Here is a 22255-nt window from a genome sequence, read left to right on the forward strand (position 1 = left end):
TGCCGATGAGCGACAATCCGACCACCCCCTCCGCGGACGAGCCCGTCCGCGGTCCCGAGACGACGCAGGCGCCCGAGACCCCGGCGAACGCCGAGCCCGCACGCCGTGAGGCGGCCTCTCAGGACGAGCCTTCCCGTCAAGAGCCTTGGAGCCCGGCCACCGACGCCAACGTCCGGTCCGCGGACGACGAGGCGCCGCGGGAGCGCGTGGCCCGCGACCGACCCAAGGACCGGCACGCCAACGAGCGCCCGGCCAAGGAGAAGGTTTCGAAGGAGCGCGGCGGCGACGCCCCCCTGCGCCGCCGCCCGGCCGCGGCCGAGCCGACCCCGGCAGCGTCGGCCCCCGTCGATGAGGCCGAGCTCGAGGATCTCGAGGCCGCCGCGCCGGAGGCCACGGCTTCCGAGATCGCGGCCCCCGAGACCGCGCCGGCGAAGGCCGCCCCCGCTGCGCCCGAGACCTACGAGGGCGAGCGCATCGCCAAGGCGATCGCCCGCGCCGGCATCGCCTCGCGCCGCGACGTCGAGGCGATGATCGCGGAAGGCCGCATCACGCTGAACGGCCGCGTGCTCGACACGCCGGCGATCAACGTGACGGAGTCCGACGCCATCACCGTCGACGGCGAGCCGCTGCCGACGCGCGAGCGCACCCGGCTCTGGATCTTCCACAAGCCGCGCGGCCTCGTCACCACGGCGCGCGACCCGGAAGGGCGCCAGACCGTGTTCGAGGTGATGCCCGAGGAGATGCCGCGCGTCGTCGCCATCGGCCGCCTCGACATCAACACCGAAGGCCTGCTGCTGCTGACCAACGACGGCGGCCTCGCCAAGGTGATCGCCCATCCCGATACCGGCTGGCTGCGCCGCTACCGCGTGCGTGCCTTCGGCGACATCACGCAGATGGAGCTCGACCAGCTGCGCAAGGGCGTGACCATCGACGGCATGGAATACGGCCCGGTCGAGGCGACCCTCGATCGCGCCAGCGGCGACAACGTCTGGCTGACGCTCGGCCTGCGCGAGGGCAAGAACCGCGAGGTCAAGCGCATCCTCGAGCATCTCGGCCTGTCGGTGAACCGGCTGATCCGGCTGTCGTTCGGGCCGTTCCAGCTCGGCGACCTCGAGGTCGGGCTGACCGAGGAGATCAAGACCAAGGTTCTGAAGGAGCAGCTCGGCAAGGGCCTCGCGAGCCAGGCCGGCGTCGACTTCGAGAGCCCGGTGCGCGAGCCGATCGCGCCCTTCGGCGGGCCGAAGAAGGAGGCCCAGGCCGAGCGCTCGCGCCGGGACGAGGCGCCCCGCGGCCGCGCGCCCTCCGGCGGGCGCCCGGTGCGCCCGGCCGCGCCGGCCCGCGTGCCCACCGGCGGCATGGGCGCCGGTCCGCGCCGGTCCGTCTGGCGCGCCGGCGAATCCGACAATCCGGAGGGCTTCCGGCCCTCCAAGGTGCCGCGCCGCGGCGCCGACCCGAAGGCCGAGCGGGCGGCGGCCGCCGAGAGCCGCGGGCGCGAGCGCGTCGGGGCGATCAACACCGGCGACCGGCGCGTCCTCGTCGAGCGGCTGTCGGCGAGCCCGGCGCCCGCCGAGGAGGCGCAGCCGCAGCGCCGCTACGCCCGCGACGAGAACGGCGCGAAGCCGCAGCGCCGGCGCGACGACCGCGACGCGGGCGCCCGCCCGGAGCGGCCCTACACCCCGCGCTTCAACGAGGGCGCGGATCGCGGGCCCCCGCGCAGCGATCGCGGCACGGGGTTCCGCGGGCAGGAGACCGGCGAGCGCCCGCGCGGCGACCGCGGTGAATCGCGCGGGTACCAGGGTGAGCGCCGGGACGGCGGCCGCGCCGAGGGCGCCCGCCCGGAGGGGCGCGGCTACCAGGGCAAGAAGCCGGCCGGGCAGCCGGGCGATCGACCCGGCGGGTTCGGCGGCAAGCCCGGCGGATTCGGTGCGAAGCCCGGCGGCTTCGGCGGAAAGCCGTCGGGCGGCTTCGGCGGCAAGCCCGGCGGCGAGCGCGAGACCGGCTACAAGGGCCGCGTCGAGGGCAGCTTCAAGCCGCGCGGCGAGGGCGGGTTCAAGGGCGGCCAGGGCCGACCCGGCGGCGGGGCCGGTCGTCCGGCGGGCGGCAAGCCCGGCGGGTTCGGGGGCAAGCCGTCCGGCGGGTTCGGTGCGAAGCCCGGCGGCCGGCCCGGCGGCGGCCGTCCGCCCGGCCGCGGCGGGCGGTGAGGATCGTCGGCGGGGATTGGCGCGGCCGGCGCCTCGCCACCCCGCGCTCCGACGCGATCCGCCCGACCTCGGACCGCCTGCGGGAGGCGTTGTTCAACGTTCTGGCCCACGCCTACGACGACGCGGTGCCGGGCGCCCGCATCCTCGACCTGTTCGCCGGCACCGGCGCGCTGAGCTTCGAGGCCCTGTCCCGCGGCGCGGCCTACGCGCTGCTGGTCGACGAGGGGGCGGAGGCGCGCGGCGTCATCCGCGAGAACATCGAGCAGTTCGGCGCCGAGGGGCGCACCCGCCTGTTCCGGCGGGACGCGACCAAGCTCGGCCTCTCGGGCACCACCGGTCGCTTCTCCCTGGTGTTCTGCGATCCGCCCTACGGCCGCGACCTGGCGCCCGCAGCGCTGACGGCGGCCGCGCAGGGCGGCTGGTTGACGCCCGACGCCCTGGTGGTGATCGAGGAATCCGCCGACGCGGTCGTCGCTCTGCCGGCGGGGTTCACGGACCTGGAACGGCGGACCTACGGCGACACGGCGGTCACGCTGGCGCGCTTCACGGGCTGAAATGCCCAAGGCGAGAAAGGCCGTTCCTTGACCCCCCTGCCCCTCGTCCTCCTCACCAACCCGATCCACCCCGACGCGGTCGCGATGCTGGCGCCCCATGCCCGCGTCGTCGTCGCCCCCGACACGGCGGCGTCCTCCCTGCTGGCGCTCGCCCCCGACGCCGCCGGGATGATCGTGCGCGCGCAGCTGCCCGACGACATCCTCGACCACGCGCCGAAGCTTCGCGGCATCGTCCGCCACGGCGTCGGGCTGGACTTCGTGCCGCTGGCGGCCGCCACTGCCCGCGGGATCCCGGTGGCGAACCTGCCCGGCAGCAACACCGGGGCGGTGGCCGAGTACGTCCTCTCCGCCCTCCTCGCCCTGCGGCGGCGGCTCGCCGACGTCGATGCCGGGCTGCGCCGGGACGGCTGGCTCGCGGCCAAGACCCGCGCCAACGACCTCGCCGAGATCGGCGGCACCACGCTCGGCATCCTCGGGATGGGCGAGATCGGCCGCCGCGTCGCGGGAATCGCCCGCCACGGCTTCGGCCTGCGCGTGCTCGGGGCGTCGCGGACCGCATCGGACCATGGCGGGCTCGTCGAGCCGGTGGACGTCGCGACGCTGTTCTCGGGCAGCGACGCGGTGGTGATTGCCTGCCCGCTCACCGACGCCACGCGCGGGCTGGTCGACGCCGCGCTGATCGGGCGGATGCGCCCGGGTGCAGTGCTGATCAACGTCGCCCGCGGGCCGATCGTCGTGACCGACGCGGTGGTGGCGGCGCTGAACGCGGGCCGGCTCGGCGGCGCGGCGCTCGACGTGTTCGAGCATCAGCCGCTGGCGCCCGACCATCCGCTCCACGCCTGCCCGAACCTGCTGCTGACGCCGCACGTCGCCGGAACCACCGCCACGAGCCTGCGCGCGATGGGCCTCGGGGCGGTGGAGGAGATGCTCAGGATCCTGTCCGGCGAGCGGCCGCGGAACCTCGTGAACCCGGCCGCGCTGGAACGCTGACGGCTGGCGGTGCGCGCGCGGAGGCGGGCGCACACGGCGCTTGGGAGCCGTGACATCGCGCGGGTCCCTTCTCCCATGGGGGAGAAGGACAGGATGAGGGGCGTGAGCCTCCGGAGAGGTCACGCCTCTCACTTCAACCCTCTCCCCATGGGAGAGGGAGCCGGTCGGCCCCCGATCCGAAACCGAGCCGCCGAGTGTGTGAACCTGGATCGGAGCGAGGAACGGCACGATGAGCAAGGGTCTGCGAAAGGGTCTCACCAGCTACGGCGATGCCGGGTTCTCGCTGTTCCTGCGCAAGGCCTTCATCAAGGCGGCGGGCTATTCCGACGACGCCCTCGACCGGCCGATCGTCGGCATCACCAACACGGCCAGCGACTTCAATCCATGCCACGGCAACGTGCCGGCGCTGATCGAGGCGGCCAAGCGCGGTGTCATGCTCGCCGGCGCGATGCCGATGGTGTTCCCCACCATCTCGATCCACGAGAGCTTCGCGCACCCGACCTCGATGTTCCTGCGCAACCTGATGGCGATGGAGACCGAGGAGATGATCCGCGCCCAGCCGATGGACGCGGTGATCGTCATCGGCGGCTGCGACAAGACCCTTCCGGCCCAGATCATGGCCGCGGCCAGCGCCGACCTGCCGACGGTGGTGATCCCGACCGGGCCGATGGTGGTGGGCCACCACAAGGGCGAGGTTTTGGGCGCCTGCACCGATTGCCGCCGGCTCTGGAGCGCGCACCGCGCCGGCCAGCTCGACGAGGCCGAGATCGCCGCCGTGGAGGGCCGGCTCGCGCCCTCCGTCGGCACCTGCATGGTGATGGGCACGGCCAGCACCATGGCCTGCATCGCCGAGGCGCTCGGCCTGTCGCTGCCGATGTCGGCGACGATCCCCGCGCCGCACGCCGAGCGCATCCGGCTCGCCGAGGCCAGCGGCCGGCGCGCCGCCGAGATGGCGGTCTTGGGCGGTCCCCGCCCGAGCGAGCTCCTGACGCCGGACGCGTTCCGCAACGCGCAGGTGGTGCTCCAGGCGATCGGCGGCTCGACCAACGGGCTGATCCACCTCACCGCCATCGCCAACCGCACGCCGCACGGAATCGACCTCGACGCCTTCGACCGGCTCGGCCGTGCGGTGCCGGTGCTGGTCGACCTGAAGCCGTCCGGCGACCACTACATGGAGCATTTCCACCATGCCGGCGGCGTCCCGAAGCTGATGGCGCAACTCGGGGACCTGATCGACCTCGACGCCGGGACGGTGGCCGGCGGGACGCTCCGCGACGTGGCCGCGGCGGCCGAGGACGTCCCGGGCCAGACGGTGATCCGGTCGCGGGACAACCCGATCAAGCCGCTGGGCGCGATGGCGGTGCTGCGCGGCAACCTCGCGCCGCGGGGTGCCGTGATCAAGCACAGCGCCGCGAGCCCGGCGCTGCTCCAGCACGAGGGCCGCGCGGTGGTGTTCGCCTCGATCCCCGACATGACCGCGCGGATCGACGATCCCGACCTCGACGTCGGCCCCGACGACGTGCTCGTCCTGCAGAACGCGGGCCCCAAGGGCGCGCCCGGCATGCCCGAGGCCGGCTACCTGCCGATCCCGAAGAAGATCCTCGCCGCTGGGGTGAAGGACATGGTCCGCATCTCCGATGCGCGGATGAGCGGCACCGCCTTCGGCACGATCGTGCTGCACGTCACCCCGGAATCGGCCGACGGCGGCCCGCTCGGGCTCGTCCGCACCGGCGACCGCATCCGCCTCGACACGGCGGCCCGTCGCATCGATCTCCTGGTGGACGACGCCGAGCTGGAGCGGCGCCGGTCCGAGGCGGGTCCGGCCGAGCGCCCGGCCTGGGCCGCCCGCGGCTACGCGCGCCTGCTCTACGAGACGGTCGAGCAGGCCGACGCGGGCTGCGACTTCGGTTTCATGCGCGCGGCGCCGGAGACCGGCTGAACGCCGCGACCGGCGTCAGCGTCCCGCCCCCGGCAGGACGACCTCCGCGCGCAGGCCCCCTTGCGGCAGGTTGTGCAGCCGGATCTCACCGCCATGCGCGCGGATCGCCGAGCGCGCGATGGCGAGCCCGAGGCCGGTGCCGCCGGTCTCGTCGCTGCGCGAATCGTCGAGCCGGGCGAAAGGCTCGAACATCGCCTCGACCCGGTCGGCAGGGATGCCCGGCCCGTCGTCCTCGACCCGGATGCGCACGTCCGCGCCGTCGCGATCGAGCGCGAGGCGCGCGCGTCGCCCGTAGCGGACCGCATTCTCGACGAGGTTGTCGAGCGCCCGCCTCAGGGCGTCGGGCCGGCCGGCGAAGGGAAGGGCTTCTGGGGCCGACAGGGTGACGTCGCGGCCGAGGGCGGCGTGGTCCGAGGCCAGCGTGCGGGCGAGCTCGGCGAGGTCGAGGGGGCCGCTCGCCTGCGAGGCGGCGTCGTCGCGGGCGAAGGACAGCGTCGCCTCCACCATCCGCTTCATGTCGCCCAGCGTCCGCACCATGCCGGCGCGGAGGTCCTCGTCCTCCACCATCTCCGCGCGCAGCCACAGCGAGGCGATCGGCGTGCGCAGGTCGTGGCTGACGGCGGCGAGCATCCGGGTGCGATCGTCGACGTAGGCCCGGAGCCGTGCCTGCATCCGGTTGAAGGCGATCGTCATCGTCCGCAGTTCCGCGGGGCCCGATTCCGGCAACGGCGCGACCATCGTGCCGCGCCCAGCCTCCTCGGCGGCCTGCGCCAGGGCTGTCACCGGCCCGACCACCCCGCGCAGCCCGAGACCGACCACGGCGAGCACGGCGACGACGCTGGCGGCGATCTGGAACAGGCCGATCCGCATCCAGGGCGGCGTCGGCAGCGCGACCGGCGCCTCGCCGTTGAGCCAGCGCCCGTCGGCGAGGTGCACCGAGACCTGGAGCGCCTCCGGCTTGGCCCGGCGCCCCTCGGCCGGCGGGTCGTCGGCGACGTCGCGCCTGACCGAGTCGCGCTTGACCAGGAGCAGGCGCGCCTCGGTCGCATCCGCCTGCAGGCGGCGGTCGAGGCCGTGCGCCAGCCGGGCCTCGTCGGCGTCCATCGCCCCGTCGGGGACGAGGCTCGCCGGGCCGATCGAGAAGTGGTGCCTGGGCGAGTTGAAGGCCGCGATGGTTCCTGGGACCGCGTCCGCCGGCACCGTGTCGAGCAGGCGGACGAGGATGGCGATGCGGTCGATCACCTGGGTGCGGCCGGCGGCGCGCCCGACGCGGGTCGCCTCGCTCGCGAACATCGCGAAGGCCGCGGCCTGTGCGGCCACCACCGCCAGCACCAGGAGCAGCGCCAGCCGCCAGACGAGCGAGCGCGGCACGAGGCGGCTCACCGGACCTCCCGCACGTCGGTGGCGAAGACGTAGCCGCCGCCCCACACCGTCTTGAGCAGCTCGGGATGGGCGGGATCGCGCTCGAGCTTGCGCCGAAGCCGGCTGACCTGGTTGTCGATGCTGCGGTCGAAGGCCTGGGCGGTGCGGCCGCTCGTCAGGTCGAGGAGCTGGTCGCGCGACAGCACCACCCGCGGGCGCCGCACCAGCGCGGCGAGCAGGCGGAACTCCGCAGTGCTGAGCACGACCGCCTCGCCCGCCCCGTCGACGAGCTCGCGCCGGTCGCTATCCAGGATCCAGCGGTCGAAGGCGAGGCGCCGCGCGCCGGGTTCGGCGCGCTCGCGCGGCAGGGCGGCGGCCCGGCGCAGCAGGTTCTTCACCCGGGCGAGCAGCTCCCGCGGGTCGAACGGCTTGGTCACGTAGTCGTCCGCGCCGATCTCCAGCCCGACGATGCGGTCGGTCTGCTCGGCCATCGCCGTCAGCAGGATCACCGGCGTGTCGTGCACCTCGCGGATGTGGCGACAGAGCGAGAGCCCGTCCTCGCCGGGCATCATCACGTCGAGGACGACGAGGTCGATGGCGCTGGTGCCGAGGATCGCCCGCGCCGCCGCGGCGTCGGCCGCCACGCTCACCCGCAGGTCGTGCCGGCGCAGGTAGGCGGCCAGCGGATCGCGGATGTCGCGGTGGTCGTCGACGACCAGCAGGTGGGCAGCGTCCATGTCGTCGAGCCTTCGTCGTCGGGCCTTCCGCCGGCCGATCCTAGCGGCCGGGCCGGCCGGACCGGCGGAAACAACGTCGCAAGATGTAACCGCCCGCCGGGCCTGCGACAGCTCGGCAAGAAAGTCTTCGAACCTGGGATCGTTGCGCGACAGGCGGGCGCGAAGGTCCGATCCAGGCCGCCGGTTCGGCGCGCCGCGAGGGATCGAAGCGATGACCACGGATGCGGTCCTTGCACTCAACCGGTTCGGGATCGGCGCACGGCCGGGCGAGACCGCCCGCATCGCCGGCGATCCCCGCGGATGGCTCGCCGCGCAGCTGTCCCAGCCCGCGGCGGCCCTGATCGACGATCCCGCGCTCCTGCCGTCCGATGCGGCGGCTCGCAGCCTCGCGCAGGCCCGGAACGCCAAGCGGGACCGGGCGGCGGCCGAACCCGCTTCGATGCCGGCTGCGCCCCCCCAGCCCGCGCCTCCGCCGTCCGCCGACCCCGGGCAGGTCCGGCGAACCATCGAGCGCGCCGAGGTCGAGGCCCGGCTCGCGCACGGCGCGGCGACGGAGGCCGGCTTCGTCGAGCGGCTGGCGCTTTTCTTCGCCAACCACTTCGCGGTCTCGAGCGACAAGGGGCCGGTCCGCGTGCTGGCCGGCGCCTTCGAGCGCGAGGCGATCCGCCCGCACGTGCTCGGGCGCTTCGCCGACATGCTGCGGGCGGTGCAGCGCCACCCGGCGATGCTGGTCTACCTCGACAATCAGCGCTCCGTCGGCCCCGGCTCGCCGGCCGGGGCACGGCGCGGCCTCGGCCTCAACGAGAACCTCGCCCGCGAGACGCTGGAGCTGCACACGCTCGGCGTCGACGGCGGCTACGGCCAGGCCGACGTCACGGCGCTGGCCGGGGTTCTCACCGGCCGGGGCTGGGTGCCGCCGCGGGCCGACCGGCCGGATGCCGGGCGCTTCCTGTTCGCCGCGAGCCGGCACGAGCCCGGCCCGGCGACGATCCTCGGCCGGACCTACGAACCGGGCGGCCTGGAGCAGGGCGACGCGGTGCTGGACGCGCTCGCGCGCCATCCGGCGACGGCCCGCCATCTCGCCCGCAAGCTCGCGATCCACTTCATCGCCGACGATCCGCCCGAGGGCGCGGTGGCGCGGCTCGCCGCCGCCTATCGCGACGGCGACGGCGATCTCGCCGCGATGGCCGCCGCGCTGGTCGCGACGCCGGAGGCGTGGGAGCCGGCGCCGCGCAAGTTCAAGACGCCCTACGAGTTCGTGCTGAGCGCGCTCCGGCTCGTCCCCGGTGCCGACCGACGCGACGGCCACGTGCCGCGGGCGCTCGCCGCCTTCGGGCAGCGCACCTTCGCGCCGCCGAGCCCCCGCGGCTGGCCGGACGCCGCCGCCGAATGGCTCGCGCCGCACGCCTTCAAGGCCCGGATCGATTGGGCCGCCGAAGCCTGCGAGCGGGCGCCGCCCGCCGGCAACCCGGTCGCGCTCGCCGAGGACGCGTTCGGTCCGCTGCTCTCCGCGCCGACCCGGCGCGAGATCGCCCGGGCCGAGACCGGGGCGCAGGGCCTCGCCCTGCTCCTGATGAGCTCGGAATTCCAGCGGAGATAGCGCGATGCGGCTCAACCCACCGACCTGCGGCAGCCTGCCGACCCGTCGCGGCCTGCTCGCCGCCGGCTCGACGCTCGCGGCCGCCGGCCTGATGCCGCGGATCGCTTCGGCCGCGACCCGCGACCCGCGCTTCGTTTTCGTGATCCTGCGCGGCGCACTCGACGGTCTCGCCTTCCTCCCGGCGATCGGCGATCCGGCCTATGCCGCCTTGCGCGGCCCGCTGGCGCTGCCGGCGTCGGGCGCCGGCGCGGCGCTGCCGCTCGGCGGCCTGTTCGGCCTCAACCCGAACCTGCCGTTCCTCAAGGGGCTATTCGATGCCCGCGAGGCCTTGATGCTGCACGCGGTGGCGACGCCCTATCGCGAGCGTTCGCATTTCGACGGGCAGGACGTCCTGGAGAACGGCACCCCGAGCCCGAACGGCAGCGGGACCGGCTGGCTCAATCGCGCGGCGGCCCTGCTGCCGTCCGCCGGCCCGGCCCGCGGACGCGACCTCTTCGCCTGCGGCGCGACGGTGCCCCTGGTGATGCGCGGGCCCGCCCCGGTGATGAGCTGGTCGCCCGGCAACCTGCGCGCGCCGCTCGACGACACGGTGATGCGGCTGGAGCGCCTCTACGGCGAGCGCGATCCGGCCCTGCTGGCGGCGCTGACCGAAAGCAATCGCCTCGACGCGATACTGCCGGAGGGGGGGCAAGCGGTCGGCGGTCCCGGCCGCATCTACGCCACCCTGGCCGCGGCGGCGGGGCGGATGCTCGCCCGCCCCGACGGGCCGCGGATCGCGACCCTGGCGCTCGACGGCTGGGACACCCATGCCGCGGAGGGGCCGGCCTCGGGCCGCCTCGCCCACCTCCTCAAGGCGCTCGACGACGCGCTGGCGGCGCTGAAGGCGGAGCTCGGCCCCGCCTGGGGCGACACCGTGGTCGCGGTCGCCACCGAGTTCGGCCGCACCGCGCACGCCAACGGCACCGACGGGACCGACCACGGCACCGCGGCGGCCGCCTTCCTCGCCGGCGGCGCGGTGGCCGGCGGGCGGGTCGTCGCCGACTGGCCGGGCCTCGCACCCGCGGCCCTGCTCGAGGGCCGCGACCTGCGCCCGACCACGGACCTGCGCGCCGTGCTGAAGGGCGTCCTGCGCGACCATCTCGGCCTCCCCGACCGGGCGCTGGCCGACACCGTCTTCCCGGGCAGCGGAGGCGTCGCGCCGATGCGCGACCTCCTCGCCTGATCCCCCGTTTCCGGGGTTCGAACCCGGAAGATCCCGGTGCGGCCGGACGGGCCGCGCCTTCCATGTCCAGGAGACTCGAATGGTGAGACGACGTCTCGGCGCCTGCATCCTCGCCGGCAGCTTGGCCGGCAACCTGGCCGCGGCCGCCCCGGCCTCGGCGCTTCCCCTCGCCGGGCTCGCCGGCCCGGACGCGACCATCGTCCAGGTCTACGGCGGCTGCGGCCCGTTCGGCCATCGCGGACCCTACGGCGGCTGCCGACCCGGCGGGCAGGCCGGCGGCTACGTCCGCGGCCGCTCGTGCCCGCCGGGCTTCCACATCGGCCCGGCCGGCCGACGCTGCCGGCCGAACCGCTTCTGACGACCCGTCACGAACGACCGATGCCGGCGGCGTGCCGCCGGCCCTCACCCGTCACAGGAGGATTCCATGAAGGCATCGTTCATCACCACCCCGGTCGCGGCGGGAATCGTCGCCCTCGGCCTCGTCGGCGCGAGCGCCGGCGCCGCCGAGGCCCGCGACGGCTGCGGCCCCGGATTCCACCGCGGGTTCTACGGCTATTGCCGCCCGAACTTCGGCTACCGGCCGTTCGTCTACCGTCGCTTCGTGCATCGCCCCGCCTTCTACGGCTACCGGCGCTTCGCCTACGGCCCGCGCTGGCATCGCTGGGGCGGCCACCGTCACGTCGGCTGGGGCAGCTGGCACCGCGGATGGGGCGGCCATCGCGGATGGGGCGGCCACCACGGCGGCTGGCATCATCGCTGGTGATCGCCGGCGCACGTGAACCTGAGCCGCGTCGCCGCCTTCGCAGCGGCGCGGTTCCCGACGACGCGCGCGCAGCCTATCCGACCAGGCCGGCGAGGTGCAGGAGGATGCCGGCCGCCGCGCAGGCCGCCAGCGTCGGGATCACGCCGGCCTTGAGCCGGAACACGGCGACGAGCGCCGCGACGGCGAGGACGAGCGCCCACGGATTCAGGCTCGCGAGCACCGGAAGCTCGAGGCGGATCGGCCCGAGGGCGACGGGTTCGAGGCGGGCGAACAGCGTGTGCAGCGCGAACCAGACCGCGAGGTTCAGGATCACCCCGACCACCGCCGCCGTGATCGCCGAGAGCGCGCCGGCCAGCGCCCGGTCGCCGCGCAGGCGCTCGACGTAGGGCGCGCCGACGAAGATCCAGAGGAAGCACGGCGCGAAGGTGACCCAGGTGGTGAGCAGGCCCCCGAGCGTGCCGGCGAGCAGCGGCGGCAGGCTGCCCGGATTGCGGAACGCCGCGAGGAAGCCGACGAACTGCGTGACCATGATCAGCGGCCCCGGCGTCGTCTCGGCCATGCCGAGCCCGTCGAGCATCTCGCCCGGCCGGAGCCAGCCGAACTGCCCGACCGCCTGCTGGGCGACGTAGGCCAGCACCGCGTAGGCGCCGCCGAAGGTCACCATCGCCATCTTCGAGAAGAACAGGGCGATCTGCCCGAACACGTTGCCGGGCCCGAGGACGGCGACGATTGCCGCGACCGGCGCCAGCCAGAGCGCGGCCCAGACAACCGCCGTCAGGAGCGTGCGCGCGGGGGCGTCCCGCTCCTGCGGCAGCGCCGCGTCGCCGATGAGGTACGGTCCGGCATCCGTCCTGCCGGCCGCTCCGTGGCCGCCGCCGACCCGGAACTGCGGCAGGCCGGCCCGGCCCCCGAGATAGCCGGCGAGGCCCGCGGCCAGGACGATCAGCGGGAACGGCAGGTCGAACAGGAACAGCGCGACGAACGAGGCCGCCGCCAGCGCGACCATCGGTGCGCTCCTCAGGGCGCGCCGGCCGATGCGGAGCACCGCCTCGGCGACGATGGCCAGCACCGCCGCCTTCAACCCGAAGAACAGGCCGGCGACGACGCCGACGTTGCCCGACAGCGCGTAGACCCAGCTCAGCGCCATGATCGCGACGAGGCCCGGCAGCACGAACAGGCCGCCCGCGACCAGCCCGCCGCGCGTGCCGTGCATCAGCCAGCCGATATAGGTCGCGAGCTGCTGCGCCTCCGGCCCCGGAAGCAGCGTGCAGAAGTTCAGCGCGTGCAGGAAGCGGTCCTCGGAGATCCAGCGCCGCTCCTCGACCAGGATGCGGTGCATCACCGCGATCTGCCCGGCCGGGCCGCCGAAGGAGAGCGCGGCGATGCGGCCCCAGACGGGGACGGCCTCGGCGAGGCCGACCGCCGGCGGGGCCGTGCGGGGCGGCGCGGCGCGGCCGGGCATCGGGATCTCGGGGCCGTCGGCCATGTCGGGGTTCGCCTCCCACCCCGCCGCCTCGGCCGGGGCGTCCGGTGTGCTACGCGGTGGCGCGGGAGGCCAGCACCTTGTCGATCCGGCGCCCGTCCATGTCGATGACCTCGAAGCGCCAGCCGCCGGCCTCGAAGGCGTCGCCCGCCGCAGGGATGCGGCCGAGCTGGTAGATCACGTAGCCGGCCAGCGTCGTGAAGTCGTCGGAATCCGGCGGCTCGGCGAGCCCGAGCCGCTCGAACGCCTGGCGGGCCGGGATCATCCCGTCGATCAGGAGCGAGCCGTCGGCCCGCTCGACCACGTCGGGCTCCTCGCCGGGCTCCGGGATGTCGCCGGCGATCGCCTCGAGCAGGTCCGTCTGGGTGACGATGCCCTCCAGGGTGCCGTACTCGTCCACGACCACGGCCATGCGCATCGGCTGGCTCTGGAAGGTCTCCAGCACCGCCAGGATCGTCATGCTCTCGTGGACGACGATCGGCGCCTGCGTCGCGGAGGCGATGTCGATCGCCCGCCCGTCGAGCACCTGATCGAGCAGGTCCTGCTTGCGGACCACGCCGACGAGCTCGTCGACCTGGCCCCGGCTGACCACCACCTGGGCGTGCCCGCAGGCGCGCATGGCCTTGAGGATCGCCTCCTGCTCCGCGTCGGCGTCGACCCACTCGACCTCGTGGCGCGGGGTCATGATGTCGCTGACCCGGCGCTCGCCGATGGCGAAGATCCGCTCCACCGCCTCCTGCTGGACCTCGCGGATCAGGCCGGCCTCCTGGCTCGCCTGGATCAGCAGGTTGAGCTCGGCGGTCGAGTGCAGCGAGCCCTCGCCGTGGCCCGGCTGGAGTCCGAACAGCCGCAGCACGCCGTTGCCGAGCCCGTTGAGGAACAGGATCGCCGGCCGGAACACGAACAGGAACAGGGCCAGGGGGCGGACCACCGCGAGCGCGGTGCGCTCGCTGCGCTGGAGGGCGAGGCTCTTGGGCGCGAGCTCGCCGAGCACGATGTGCAGCGACGTGATCAGGGCGAAGGCGATCGCCACCGCGATGGAGTGGGCGGCCACCGGCCCGAGCGACAGCGGCAGCCCGTCGACCGCCGGCGCGATCAGGTGGGCGAGCGCCGGCTCGCCGACCCAGCCGAGCGCCAGCGACGACAGGGTGATGCCGAGCTGCGTCGCGGCGAGATGCGCATCGAGGCGGTCGGTCGCCCGCTGCAGCGCCGTCGCGTTCGCGCGCCGCTCGGAGACGAGCTCGGCGACGCGGCTCCGGCGTACCGAGACCAGGGCGAACTCCGCCGCCACGAAGAACCCGTTGGCCAGCACCAGGACGAGGACCGCGAGCAGCCCCAGCGCGGTCGCCCATGCATCGTCGGAAATTCGCCGTCTCCCCGCGTGTCGAACGCCCCGCCATAGCAGCCGGAGCGTCGCCCGGCCACGCCGAAGGTCGCCGAAGGCGGGCGGACCGTTCGATGTGACATCAGAAACGATGCGTTTCCATCGTTTCGATTTCAATCGGTCGGGGCAATCCTCAAGTGAGGTCCATCACCAGCGCCCAGGGGCGCCAGGCAGGAGAAGCCTCATGTCCGAGATCGGCCTCCACCACGTCACCGCCTTTTCCGGCCCGGCGGCACGCAACCGCGACTTCTACACCCGCGTGCTCGGGTTGCGGCTCGTCAAGACGACCGTCAACTTCGACGACCCGGGCACCTACCATCTCTATTACGGCGACGAGGCCGGGCAGCCCGGCACGCTGCTGACCTTCTTCCCGATCGCGCATGCGGCCGCCGGCCGGGTCGGGGTCGGCGAGACGCAGGAGACCGCCTTCCGGGTGCCGCGGGCCTCGATCGGCTGGTGGATCCACCGCTTCGTCGCGATGAATGTCGACCACCAGGCGCCGTCGAGCGCGTTCGGCGAGCCGATCCTGCGCTTCCGCGATCCCGACGGGATGCGGCTGGCCCTGGTGGGCGTCGAGGAGGCCGGCCCGGCGCCGACCCGGGACGGCGGCGACGTGCCGGCCGAGCACGCGTTGCGCGGCCTTCACGGCGTCACGCTGCTCCTGGCCGAGACCGGCCCGACCGCCGCGATCCTCACCGACGGCCTCGGGTTCCGCGAGGCCGCACGCGACGGCGCATCGATCCGCTTCGCCGGCAGCGCGGCGGCCGGCGGGTTCGTGACGCTCGCCACGGCGGCCGACCGTTCGAGCGGGCGGCCGGGGGCCGGATCGGTGCACCACATCGCCTTCCGAGCGGCCGACGACGCGGCCCAGGCGGCGATGGTCGAGCGGCTCTCGACCCACCACCGCCTCGCCGTGACCGAGCAGCGCGACCGCCAGTACTTCCGCTCGGTGTATTTCCGCGAGCCCGGCGGCGTGCTGTTCGAGATCGCGACCGACGTGCCGGGCTTCACCGTCGACGAGCCGCTCGCCACCCTGGGCAGCGCCTTGAAGCTGCCCGCCGGCCTCGAGCCGCACCGGGCGCGGATCGCGGCCGCGCTGCCCGACCTCGCCTGATCCGTCGTCCCGCCCCGCGCGAATGCGGGGCGGGATCGTCCTGCCCCACGCTTTGGGAGCCCGAACATGCCCAACCCCGATCTCGGCTTCGTCCACCGCTTCGAGCCGGGCCGCGCCCCCGTCCCGCCCCTCCTCCTCCTGCACGGCACCGGCGGTGACGAGACCGACCTGCTGCCCCTCGGTCGCATGGTCGCTCCCGGCGCGGCCCTGCTGTCGCCGCGCGGGCCGGTCCTCGAGAACGGCATGCCGCGCTTCTTCCGCCGGCTGTCCGAGGGCGTGTTCGATGCTGCGGACGTGCGGCGCCGGGCGGCCGACCTCGCCGGGTTCGTCGCCGCGGCGCGGGCGCGCTACGGGCTTCCGGCGCCGTGGGCGCTCGGCTTCTCGAACGGCGCCAACATCGCCGCCGCGATGCTGCTGCTGCACCCCGAGGCGCTGGCGGGCGCCGTGCTGCTCCGGGCGATGATGCCGCTGTCCGACCCCGCGCCGGCGGACCTCTCGGGCCGGCCGGTGCTGATGCTCTCGGGCGCCGCCGACCCGATCGTCCCAGGCGACAACGCGGCAGGGCTGGCCGCGCTGCTCGCCGCGGCCGGCGCCCGCGTCGAGCACGCGGTCCTCCCGGGCGGCCACGGCCTGTCGCAGGCCGACGTCACCCGGATCGAGGCCTGGATGACGCGCGAGGCGCCCCTGCCCTGACGCTCGGGCCGGGCGCGTTGCGCCCGCCCAGGGCCATCCCGTCGTCAGGCTCCGCCTTGGGTCGGCGCCTGCATGACGGCGCGTCGGGGTGTAGGGAGGGAACGCGCGCGCGCTGAAACCGTCGGTGCAGCGTACAAGGATCGGAACAACCCCATGGACGCCGAGCTCGCCTCCAGCCTGCGACGGGCCACCGCCGCCGCCCGGCGCCACGCCGAGAAGTTCGTCGGCCCTGTCGGCGCGGACGCCCTCCCGTGGTCGGTGGTTGATGCCTTCGATGCCGAGATCCGCGGCTCGGTCGAGCGCGACCGGCGGATCGAGGACGAGCGCGACCGCGTGCTGATCGCCGCGGTGAAGCTCGCCGACACCCGGCCGGAGGACGGGGCCGAGGCGATCGAGGCGGCCCGCGATCACCTGGTGGCGGCGATCGACTACCTGGAGCAGGCGGTGCTGCGGTTCGGCGTCGTCAACCGCGCCGGCGCGAAGCGCGGCTTCGGCTCGGCCGGCCAGCCGGTGACCGCGAGGACGTGACGTCGCCGCCGAAGCCGGGGTCGCGCCGACATCCTTTCAGGCATCCTCGGCAGGCGCGAAGCGCCGTCAGCCCTCGCCGCCGCCCGCCAGGTGAAGCCTCGGCCTGAAGGGCGGCTTGCTGCCGGGGGCGTCGCCTCCGGACACTGCGTTGCGGGCATCGGCCACGGTCGCCTTGGCGGTCTCGATGGCGATGCCGACGGCGGCCATGGTCCGCATCTCCGGCGCGCGCTCGCGGGCGTAGCGGACTACGTCCGTCGCGAGCCGGTCGATCTCCCTGTTCAGGGCCTCGATGGCGGCCGGGTCGCGCAGGGTCGGGGCCTCGTCGATGATCGCCAGCAGCCGATCCGTCACCTCGTCGATCCGTTCGCGGCGCAGGCCGGCCAACCGCTGGCGGAGCCAGGCCACGGCCGAGAACAGGCCGCCGGCCAGGGCCGCCAGCAGGTAGAGGGTGTCGCCGTAGCGGTCGACGAAGCTGTGCTGCTCGCGCTCGTAATAGTCGATCGCGCCGGGATGGATCGGGATTCGCGCGCTCGTGGCCGCGACCGTCGTGTCGTAGGCCGGCGCCAGCACGTACTCGGCCGCGTCGCTGATCTTGGCCGCGGCGGTGCGCAGCTCGAACAGGTGCTGGGTCACGTCGGCCGCGACCACCCGGCTCAGGGAGGCTCGGGCCATCAGCCGGTACGAGGCGCCGACCGTCTTGACGTCGTCGCCCGGCAGCTTGGGCTTGCCGCCGAACAATCCCCCGGGGACCGTGACGGCCTGCAGGCGCGGGAAGCGCTCGATGAGGGCGGCGTCGTCGGGCACGCCGACGAAGTTGACCTTGCCGCCCTTGCTGACGGCCTTCACCGCCTCGACGAGGGCCAAGGCCTTCGGCGCCGACGGGGCGATGATGCTAACGATCGCGTCGACCTTCCTGGCCTGGACGGCCGTGCCGACCTCGGTCGCCTCGACCGGGACGAGCAGGACGGAATGGGCCGGGACCTTCGCCCCGGCGACCTCGGTCTCCAGGGTGAGGCCGTAATAGCCGAGGAGGCTCTTCAGCAGGGAGAAGTCGGCGTCCTTGTGCGCGGCGATGCCGAGGCGCCTGCCGCCGAGCTTGGGGAAGTCGTCGATCCCGGCCGCCTCCGGCGAGACGATGATCATGGCCTGGTCCCGTAGGATTGCGAGGGTCAGGCCGTTGGTCGGCAGGTCGACGTCGGGCCGGACCACCGCAAGGTCGGCGCGCCCGTCCTGGAGCGCCGCAGCGCTCTCGCGGACGTCGTCGAACGGGAGGATCTTGAGGCGGACGTTCTCGCCGCCGGCGTCGAGGGCGTCGGCATAGGCCTTGATCAGTCCGGGCTCGGTGCCGTCCCGCGGGGCGACCGCGATGACCAGCGTCGTCGCCTGGGCGAGGTAGATCGCGAGCGCGGCGGCCGCGAGGAGGACGGCGATGGCCGCCACGGCGAGCGTGCCGCGCGTGAGCAGCCATGGCGGAGCCTTCGGCATCGTCGCGATCGATCCACGGGAAACGGAGAATGCCCCGATCGCCTGAACGACCGGGGGCGGCATCGGCTCCGCCGCGGAACGGACGATGTGGTCAGATCGAGACAACGTGAAGCGGCGTCGGGGCTCGCGGCGGATCCGCAAGCTTCCGACGGTCACGATGCCTGCTTGCCGGGGGGCCTGACGGATCGCACGCCGTGCCGAACCCGAACGCGGCGCTGCCGTAGACGAGGGCGACCGCTTTCAGAAGGCATCTCGCAACGCGGGCGCACTTTGCGCGAGGTCGCCGTCGACGCCCGCCCGGTCCTGCGTGGAGGCGGCTGTCGGATCGAACGGGGCCGTCGGCTCGCGCGCTCCCTCGGCCGCCGCATCCCTCACGCGATGCCCAGAATCTGCGAAAGGCGCTCGCGCGCCCGGCTGACCCGGCTCTTCACCGTGCCCGGCTGGCACCCGAGGACGAGGGCCGCTTCCTCGTAGGGCAGGCCCTCCAGCACCACGAGGAGCAGGGTCTCGCGCTGCTCGACGGGGAGATCGGCCAGGGCGGTCTGCAGCTCGATCAGCCCGATCCGATGCTCCTGCTCGGCCGGCGACGTCAGCGCCGCGGCGAAGGCGCCGTCGACGTCGCGGACCTCGCGCCGGTAGCGCTTGCCCTGGTTGATGTGCGCATTGCGCAGGATCGTGAACAGCCAGGCGACGAGGTTCGTGCCGGCCTGGAAGCGGGAGCGGTGCTCCCACGCCTTCAGCAGCGTCGCCTGGACCAGGTCGTCGGCCTCGGCCGCGCTCCGGGTGCGCATCATCGCGAAGCGGCGCAGGCGCGGCACCGCCGCGATCAGGCTGTCGCTGAACGCCTTCGAGACCTGCCGTTCCGCCTGGGCGTCCAGCAGGGCGGCCCTGAGCCGAAGCAGGACCTGGCCGAGCCTCGTCTCGGGGTCGGCGTCGGCGACCGCTGGGAAGAGCTCGTCCAGTCGCCGGCCGATCATGTCCTGGACATGACGGGGCAACCCCTCGTTCGGCGAGAGTTCTTCGGACGCAGTACTGATGTGCATGAGGAGGGGGCGTCCTTTGTTCGTAGAGGAAGTCGCTTTGCCTGCCCCTCTACGGTCCGGCTCGTGCCCCGGGTTCTGGATGATCGATCACGTTCACGTCAATGATCCGGCTATACCAGTTCACGCCGAGCCCGGCCGCGGAACCCCGGCATCGCGACGTCGTCCCGGGCATCGCTCGGACCGCGGGCGACGCCGACGCCGATGCCCCTGGCGCGCGCGTTCGCCGGGACAGCCGAGCGCCGACGACGGCGCCCACGGGGCATGGTGCGGCCTGCCGATCGGTTTGCATGCCGCTCCTGTTCGTTGCGTTCTGACGTTGCCAGCCGGCGACGAGGACCGCGGTGCAGGGACGCGGCCTTGCTTTCGCTCATCGGCCTGCTTGTCGGGATCGGGCCGCGGGCGCGGCGTCGAGCCGGGGGCCTGCACGGTCCGGCTCGATCAGGTCGCGGCGACGGCCTGTGGAAGATCGGCCGGCGCACCTACGGCGCGGGCGACCGGTACGCGGTGATCGACGACGCCAACCGGAGCCAGATCCGCGATCCCGGCCTGATCGATCCCGGGCAGATCTTCGTGCGGCCGGGCGAAGACGCGACGATGGCCGAGAAGGACGAGAGGCGCGGCCGACCGGTCGAGGCGGTCGTCCAGGCGACGCCTTGAAGGATGAGGCGGGGCGGCTGGCGGCGCGCCCCCAGCACAGGCGTCCGACTGTACCAGTTCGGCCGAAAACAAATCCTGGAACCGCGGGCGGACGTCGCTGTTTCGCGCTTCGGTTTTCTTGCGGTCGAGAAGGTGGGCAGTGTGGTTGCGGGCGTCGACAGGCACGAGCTCCGGCAGATCGTCGCCGGCCTCAGCGAAGGGGTGATCCTGGTCGAGCCCGACCAGACCATCGCCTACGCCAACGCGGCAGCGCTTGCCATGCACGGCGCCGAATCCCTCGGCGAGCTCGGCGAGACGGTGGAGATCTACCGCGAGCGCTTCGCCCTGCGCTACCGCAACAACCACACCCCGAACCAGTATCCGATGGAGCGGGTCGTTTCCGGAGAGCGCTTCCACGACGTCATCGTCGACGTGAAGCGCACCGACCGGCCCGGTGTCGACTTCGTCCATTCCCTGCGCAGCCTCGTGGCGACCGACCACGCGGGCACGCCGAGCTGCCTCGCGCTGATCCTCAAGGACGTTTCGGAGCAGTTCGAGGCCGAGGACCGCTTCGAGACCACCTTCAACGCCAACCCGGCCCCGGCGGTGATCTGCCGCCTGTCCGACCTGCGTCACGTCAAGGTCAACACCGGCTTCCTCGAGATGACCGGCTACACCCGCGATGCCGTGATCGGCCGCAGCGTCTACGAGGTCGACGTGCTGGCCAACGCCCGCAACCGCGACCTGGCGGTCAACCGGCTCAACGCCGGCGCCACGATCCCGCAGATGGAGGCGTGCCTCGACCTGCCGGACGGCGGCACACGGTTCGTCATCGTCGCCGGCCAGCCGATGGAGCTGGGCGACGAGCCGTGCATGCTGTTCACCTTCGCCGACCTCGAGCTGCGCAAGAAGGCCGAGACGGCGCTGCGCCAGAGCGAGGAGCGCTTCGCCAAGGCGTTCCGGCTGACGCCGGTGCCGACCCTGCTCGCGCGCGCCGACGGCTTCGGGATCACCGGCGTGAACGACGCCTTCGCGCGCGTCTTCGGCTACGCCGCCGACGCCGTCCTGGGACGCTCGCCCGCCGAGTTCGGCCTGTGGGTCCACGATGCGGCGCGGTCCAAGTTCGAGACCGCCCTGTTGCGCACCGGCTTCGTGCTCGGTCTGGAGGTCTGCATGCGCCACGAGGACGGGACGAACCTCGATTGCCTCGCCTCGGCCGAGCGCGTCGAGATCGGGGACGCCGTCTTCGCCCTGCTCGTCCTGCAGGACATCACCGATCGCAAGCGCAGCGAGCGGGACATGTTCGAGGCGGTCGAGGCGGTGATGGCCGACACCTCCTGGTTCAGCCGCGGCCTGATCGAGAAGCTTGCCAACCTCCGGCGACCGGGGACCGGCCACAAGGACGGCATCGCCCCGAACATCACCGTCCGGGAACGCCAGATCCTCGACCTGATCTGCCAGGGCCAGGGCGACGAGGCGATCGCCAAGCGGCTCAACCTCTCCAAGAACACGGTGCGCAACCATTCCGCGTCGCTCTACCGGAAGCTCAACGTCCACAAGCGCACGGAAGCCATCGTCTGGGGGCGGGACAACGGGTTCCCGCTGTCGCCGACCGAGAAATAAAGACTGCCCGACTGGTACGTCTGCATCATTGTCCCGCCGGATCGGCGGACCATCTCAGGCAACGAACTTCGTCTCGGTCGCTGCGGAGACACCGATGAGCGCACAAAAGTCATCCGAGGCTTCGGAAAAGATAAAGGGCTCGGTCAAGGAAGCCATCGGCAAGTTGATCGGCGACGAAAAGGCCGAGACCGAAGGCAAGGCTCAGCAGAAATTACCGAGCGATGCGGTGAAACCGAACGTCGGGCCCAAGACGTAGCATCGACGACACTGCGCATCTCCTGCAACGTTTTTAACTCAGGACACGGACATCATGGTTGATACGGATCGGGTCACGGGTGCCGCCAAGGAATTCGGCGGCAAGGTGCAGGGCGCCGTCGGCGACCTCACCGGCTCGAAGCGGGACTCGGTCGAGGGCCGCGCCCGCGAGGCGCAGGGCTCCGCCGAGAACCTCTACGGCCAGGGCAAGGACACCGTGCGCGACGCCGCCGAGCACGTCGCCGACGCCGCCCGGGACATCGGCGGCCGGGTGCGCGACGCGGTCGGAAGCCTCGTCGGCTCCAACGACGTCGAGGACCGCGCGCGCCGGGCGCAGGGCGCCGCCGAGGACGGCTACGAGCGCGGCGAGCGCTACGTCCGCAGCGCCGGCGGCAAGGCCTACGACCGGGCCGAGGACGCCTACGAGACCGGCGCCCGGTCCCTGCGCCAGGGCGGGCGCGAGGCCGCCGGCCGGATCGCCGAGCACCCGATGGCCGCGCTGCTCGTGGCCGGCCTCCTCGGCTACGGCCTCGGCCTGCTGATCCACGGCCGCGATTGATCGGCCCGGCCGCGCGTGCTCGGGCGGCCGCTCATCCCGCCTCCACCCACCGACCCCTCGAACGACCGAGCTTCTCGGACGACC

General features: G+C 73.7%; 21 protein-coding genes. 15 read left to right on the plus strand and 6 right to left on the minus strand.

Annotated features, from left to right (window positions below):
* Positions 1-5: 5 nt before the first annotated feature.
* The 4 genes from ACFZ8E_RS15605 to ACFZ8E_RS15620 all read left to right on the plus strand — a co-directional run bounded on the left by ACFZ8E_RS15605 (position 6) and on the right by ACFZ8E_RS15620 (position 5684).
* Entirely contained in the window at positions 6-2201 is a 2196-nt protein-coding gene (locus tag ACFZ8E_RS15605) for a pseudouridine synthase (protein ID WP_405043202.1), read from the plus strand.
* A complete protein-coding gene (gene rsmD / locus ACFZ8E_RS15610; RefSeq protein ID WP_243946565.1) occupies positions 2198-2755 on the plus strand; it encodes a 16S rRNA (guanine(966)-N(2))-methyltransferase RsmD in 558 nt (185 codons plus the stop codon). Before ACFZ8E_RS15605 ends, rsmD begins: the two co-directional genes overlap by 4 nt.
* A 27-nt stretch (positions 2756-2782) precedes the next feature.
* The gene (locus ACFZ8E_RS15615; RefSeq protein ID WP_405043203.1) at positions 2783-3745 is read left to right on the plus strand and encodes an NAD(P)-dependent oxidoreductase; all 963 of its coding nucleotides are present in this window, start codon (positions 2783-2785) and stop codon (positions 3743-3745) included.
* Between the two features lie 229 nt (positions 3746-3974).
* Positions 3975-5684, plus strand: coding sequence for an IlvD/Edd family dehydratase (locus tag ACFZ8E_RS15620; protein WP_405043204.1), 1710 nt, complete (start codon positions 3975-3977; stop codon positions 5682-5684).
* 15 nt (positions 5685-5699) lie between these two features.
* On the opposite strand, the gene ACFZ8E_RS15625 is transcribed toward ACFZ8E_RS15620, so the two are convergent.
* Entirely contained in the window at positions 5700-7067 is a 1368-nt protein-coding gene (locus ACFZ8E_RS15625) for an ATP-binding protein (protein WP_244032690.1), read from the minus strand.
* A complete protein-coding gene (locus tag ACFZ8E_RS15630; RefSeq protein ID WP_147844073.1) occupies positions 7064-7783 on the minus strand; it encodes a response regulator in 720 nt (239 codons plus the stop codon). The genes ACFZ8E_RS15625 and ACFZ8E_RS15630 overlap by 4 nt, the downstream gene beginning before the upstream one ends.
* A 211-nt stretch (positions 7784-7994) precedes the next feature.
* Between ACFZ8E_RS15630 and ACFZ8E_RS15635 the strand changes: the two genes are divergently transcribed.
* The 4 genes from ACFZ8E_RS15635 (at position 7995) to ACFZ8E_RS15650 (ending at position 11368) form a co-directional block, all read left to right on the plus strand.
* Entirely contained in the window at positions 7995-9383 is a 1389-nt protein-coding gene (locus tag ACFZ8E_RS15635; protein ID WP_405043205.1) for a DUF1800 family protein, read from the plus strand.
* Positions 9384-9387: 4 nt separating this feature from the next.
* Positions 9388-10605, plus strand: a complete 1218-nt coding sequence (locus ACFZ8E_RS15640; RefSeq protein ID WP_405043206.1) for a DUF1501 domain-containing protein — start codon at positions 9388-9390, stop codon at positions 10603-10605.
* A gap of 79 nt (positions 10606-10684) precedes the next feature.
* The gene (locus tag ACFZ8E_RS15645) at positions 10685-10963 is read left to right on the plus strand and encodes a GCG_CRPN prefix-to-repeats domain-containing protein (RefSeq protein ID WP_405043207.1); all 279 of its coding nucleotides are present in this window, start codon (positions 10685-10687) and stop codon (positions 10961-10963) included.
* Between the two features lie 66 nt (positions 10964-11029).
* A complete protein-coding gene (locus ACFZ8E_RS15650; protein WP_243946577.1) occupies positions 11030-11368 on the plus strand; it encodes a GCG_CRPN prefix-to-repeats domain-containing protein in 339 nt (112 codons plus the stop codon).
* A 73-nt stretch (positions 11369-11441) separates the two neighbouring features.
* Here the strand turns inward: ACFZ8E_RS15650 and chrA are convergent, their stop codons facing one another.
* A complete protein-coding gene (gene chrA / locus ACFZ8E_RS15655) occupies positions 11442-12854 on the minus strand; it encodes a chromate efflux transporter (protein WP_405043208.1) in 1413 nt (470 codons plus the stop codon).
* A 49-nt stretch (positions 12855-12903) separates the two neighbouring features.
* A complete protein-coding gene (locus tag ACFZ8E_RS15660) occupies positions 12904-14166 on the minus strand; it encodes a hemolysin family protein (protein WP_279593214.1) in 1263 nt (420 codons plus the stop codon).
* A 253-nt stretch (positions 14167-14419) separates the two neighbouring features.
* Here ACFZ8E_RS15660 and ACFZ8E_RS15665 point away from each other — a divergent pair, with 253 nt between their 5' ends.
* The 3 genes from ACFZ8E_RS15665 (at position 14420) to ACFZ8E_RS15675 (ending at position 16570) form a co-directional block, all read left to right on the plus strand.
* On the plus strand, positions 14420-15349 hold the full coding sequence (locus ACFZ8E_RS15665; protein WP_243946579.1) for a ring-cleaving dioxygenase: 930 nt from the start codon (positions 14420-14422) through the stop codon (positions 15347-15349).
* A gap of 66 nt (positions 15350-15415) precedes the next feature.
* Positions 15416-16042 (plus strand): alpha/beta hydrolase, encoded by a 627-nt coding sequence (locus ACFZ8E_RS15670; RefSeq protein ID WP_243946581.1) that lies wholly within the window; start codon positions 15416-15418, stop codon positions 16040-16042.
* Between the two features lie 153 nt (positions 16043-16195).
* A complete protein-coding gene (locus ACFZ8E_RS15675; protein ID WP_243932855.1) occupies positions 16196-16570 on the plus strand; it encodes a hypothetical protein in 375 nt (124 codons plus the stop codon).
* A gap of 66 nt (positions 16571-16636) precedes the next feature.
* Here ACFZ8E_RS15675 and ACFZ8E_RS15680 read toward each other — a convergent pair whose 3' ends face one another.
* Both ACFZ8E_RS15680 and ACFZ8E_RS15685 read right to left on the minus strand, forming a co-directional pair.
* Positions 16637-18055, minus strand: a complete 1419-nt coding sequence (locus ACFZ8E_RS15680) for a TAXI family TRAP transporter solute-binding subunit (protein WP_405043209.1) — start codon at positions 18053-18055, stop codon at positions 16637-16639.
* A 371-nt stretch (positions 18056-18426) separates the two neighbouring features.
* A complete protein-coding gene (locus ACFZ8E_RS15685; protein WP_405043210.1) occupies positions 18427-19098 on the minus strand; it encodes a sigma-70 family RNA polymerase sigma factor in 672 nt (223 codons plus the stop codon).
* 357 nt (positions 19099-19455) lie between these two features.
* Between ACFZ8E_RS15685 and ACFZ8E_RS15690 the strand changes: the two genes are divergently transcribed.
* From ACFZ8E_RS15690 to ACFZ8E_RS15705, 4 genes are all read left to right on the plus strand, one after another.
* Positions 19456-19755, plus strand: coding sequence for a LysM peptidoglycan-binding domain-containing protein (locus tag ACFZ8E_RS15690; protein ID WP_405043211.1), 300 nt, complete (start codon positions 19456-19458; stop codon positions 19753-19755).
* 141 nt (positions 19756-19896) lie between these two features.
* Positions 19897-21357, plus strand: coding sequence for a PAS domain S-box protein (locus ACFZ8E_RS15695; RefSeq protein WP_405044390.1), 1461 nt, complete (start codon positions 19897-19899; stop codon positions 21355-21357).
* A gap of 94 nt (positions 21358-21451) precedes the next feature.
* Complete coding sequence (locus ACFZ8E_RS15700) at positions 21452-21613, plus strand: CsbD family protein (RefSeq protein ID WP_147843255.1); 162 nt, start codon at positions 21452-21454, stop codon at positions 21611-21613.
* Positions 21614-21667: 54 nt separating this feature from the next.
* Entirely contained in the window at positions 21668-22171 is a 504-nt protein-coding gene (locus ACFZ8E_RS15705) for a CsbD family protein (protein WP_405043212.1), read from the plus strand.
* Positions 22172-22255: the final 84 nt, after the last annotated feature.

This window comes from Methylobacterium sp. HMF5984 (genome assembly GCF_045033435.1).
GTDB lineage: Bacteria > Pseudomonadota > Alphaproteobacteria > Rhizobiales > Beijerinckiaceae > Methylobacterium.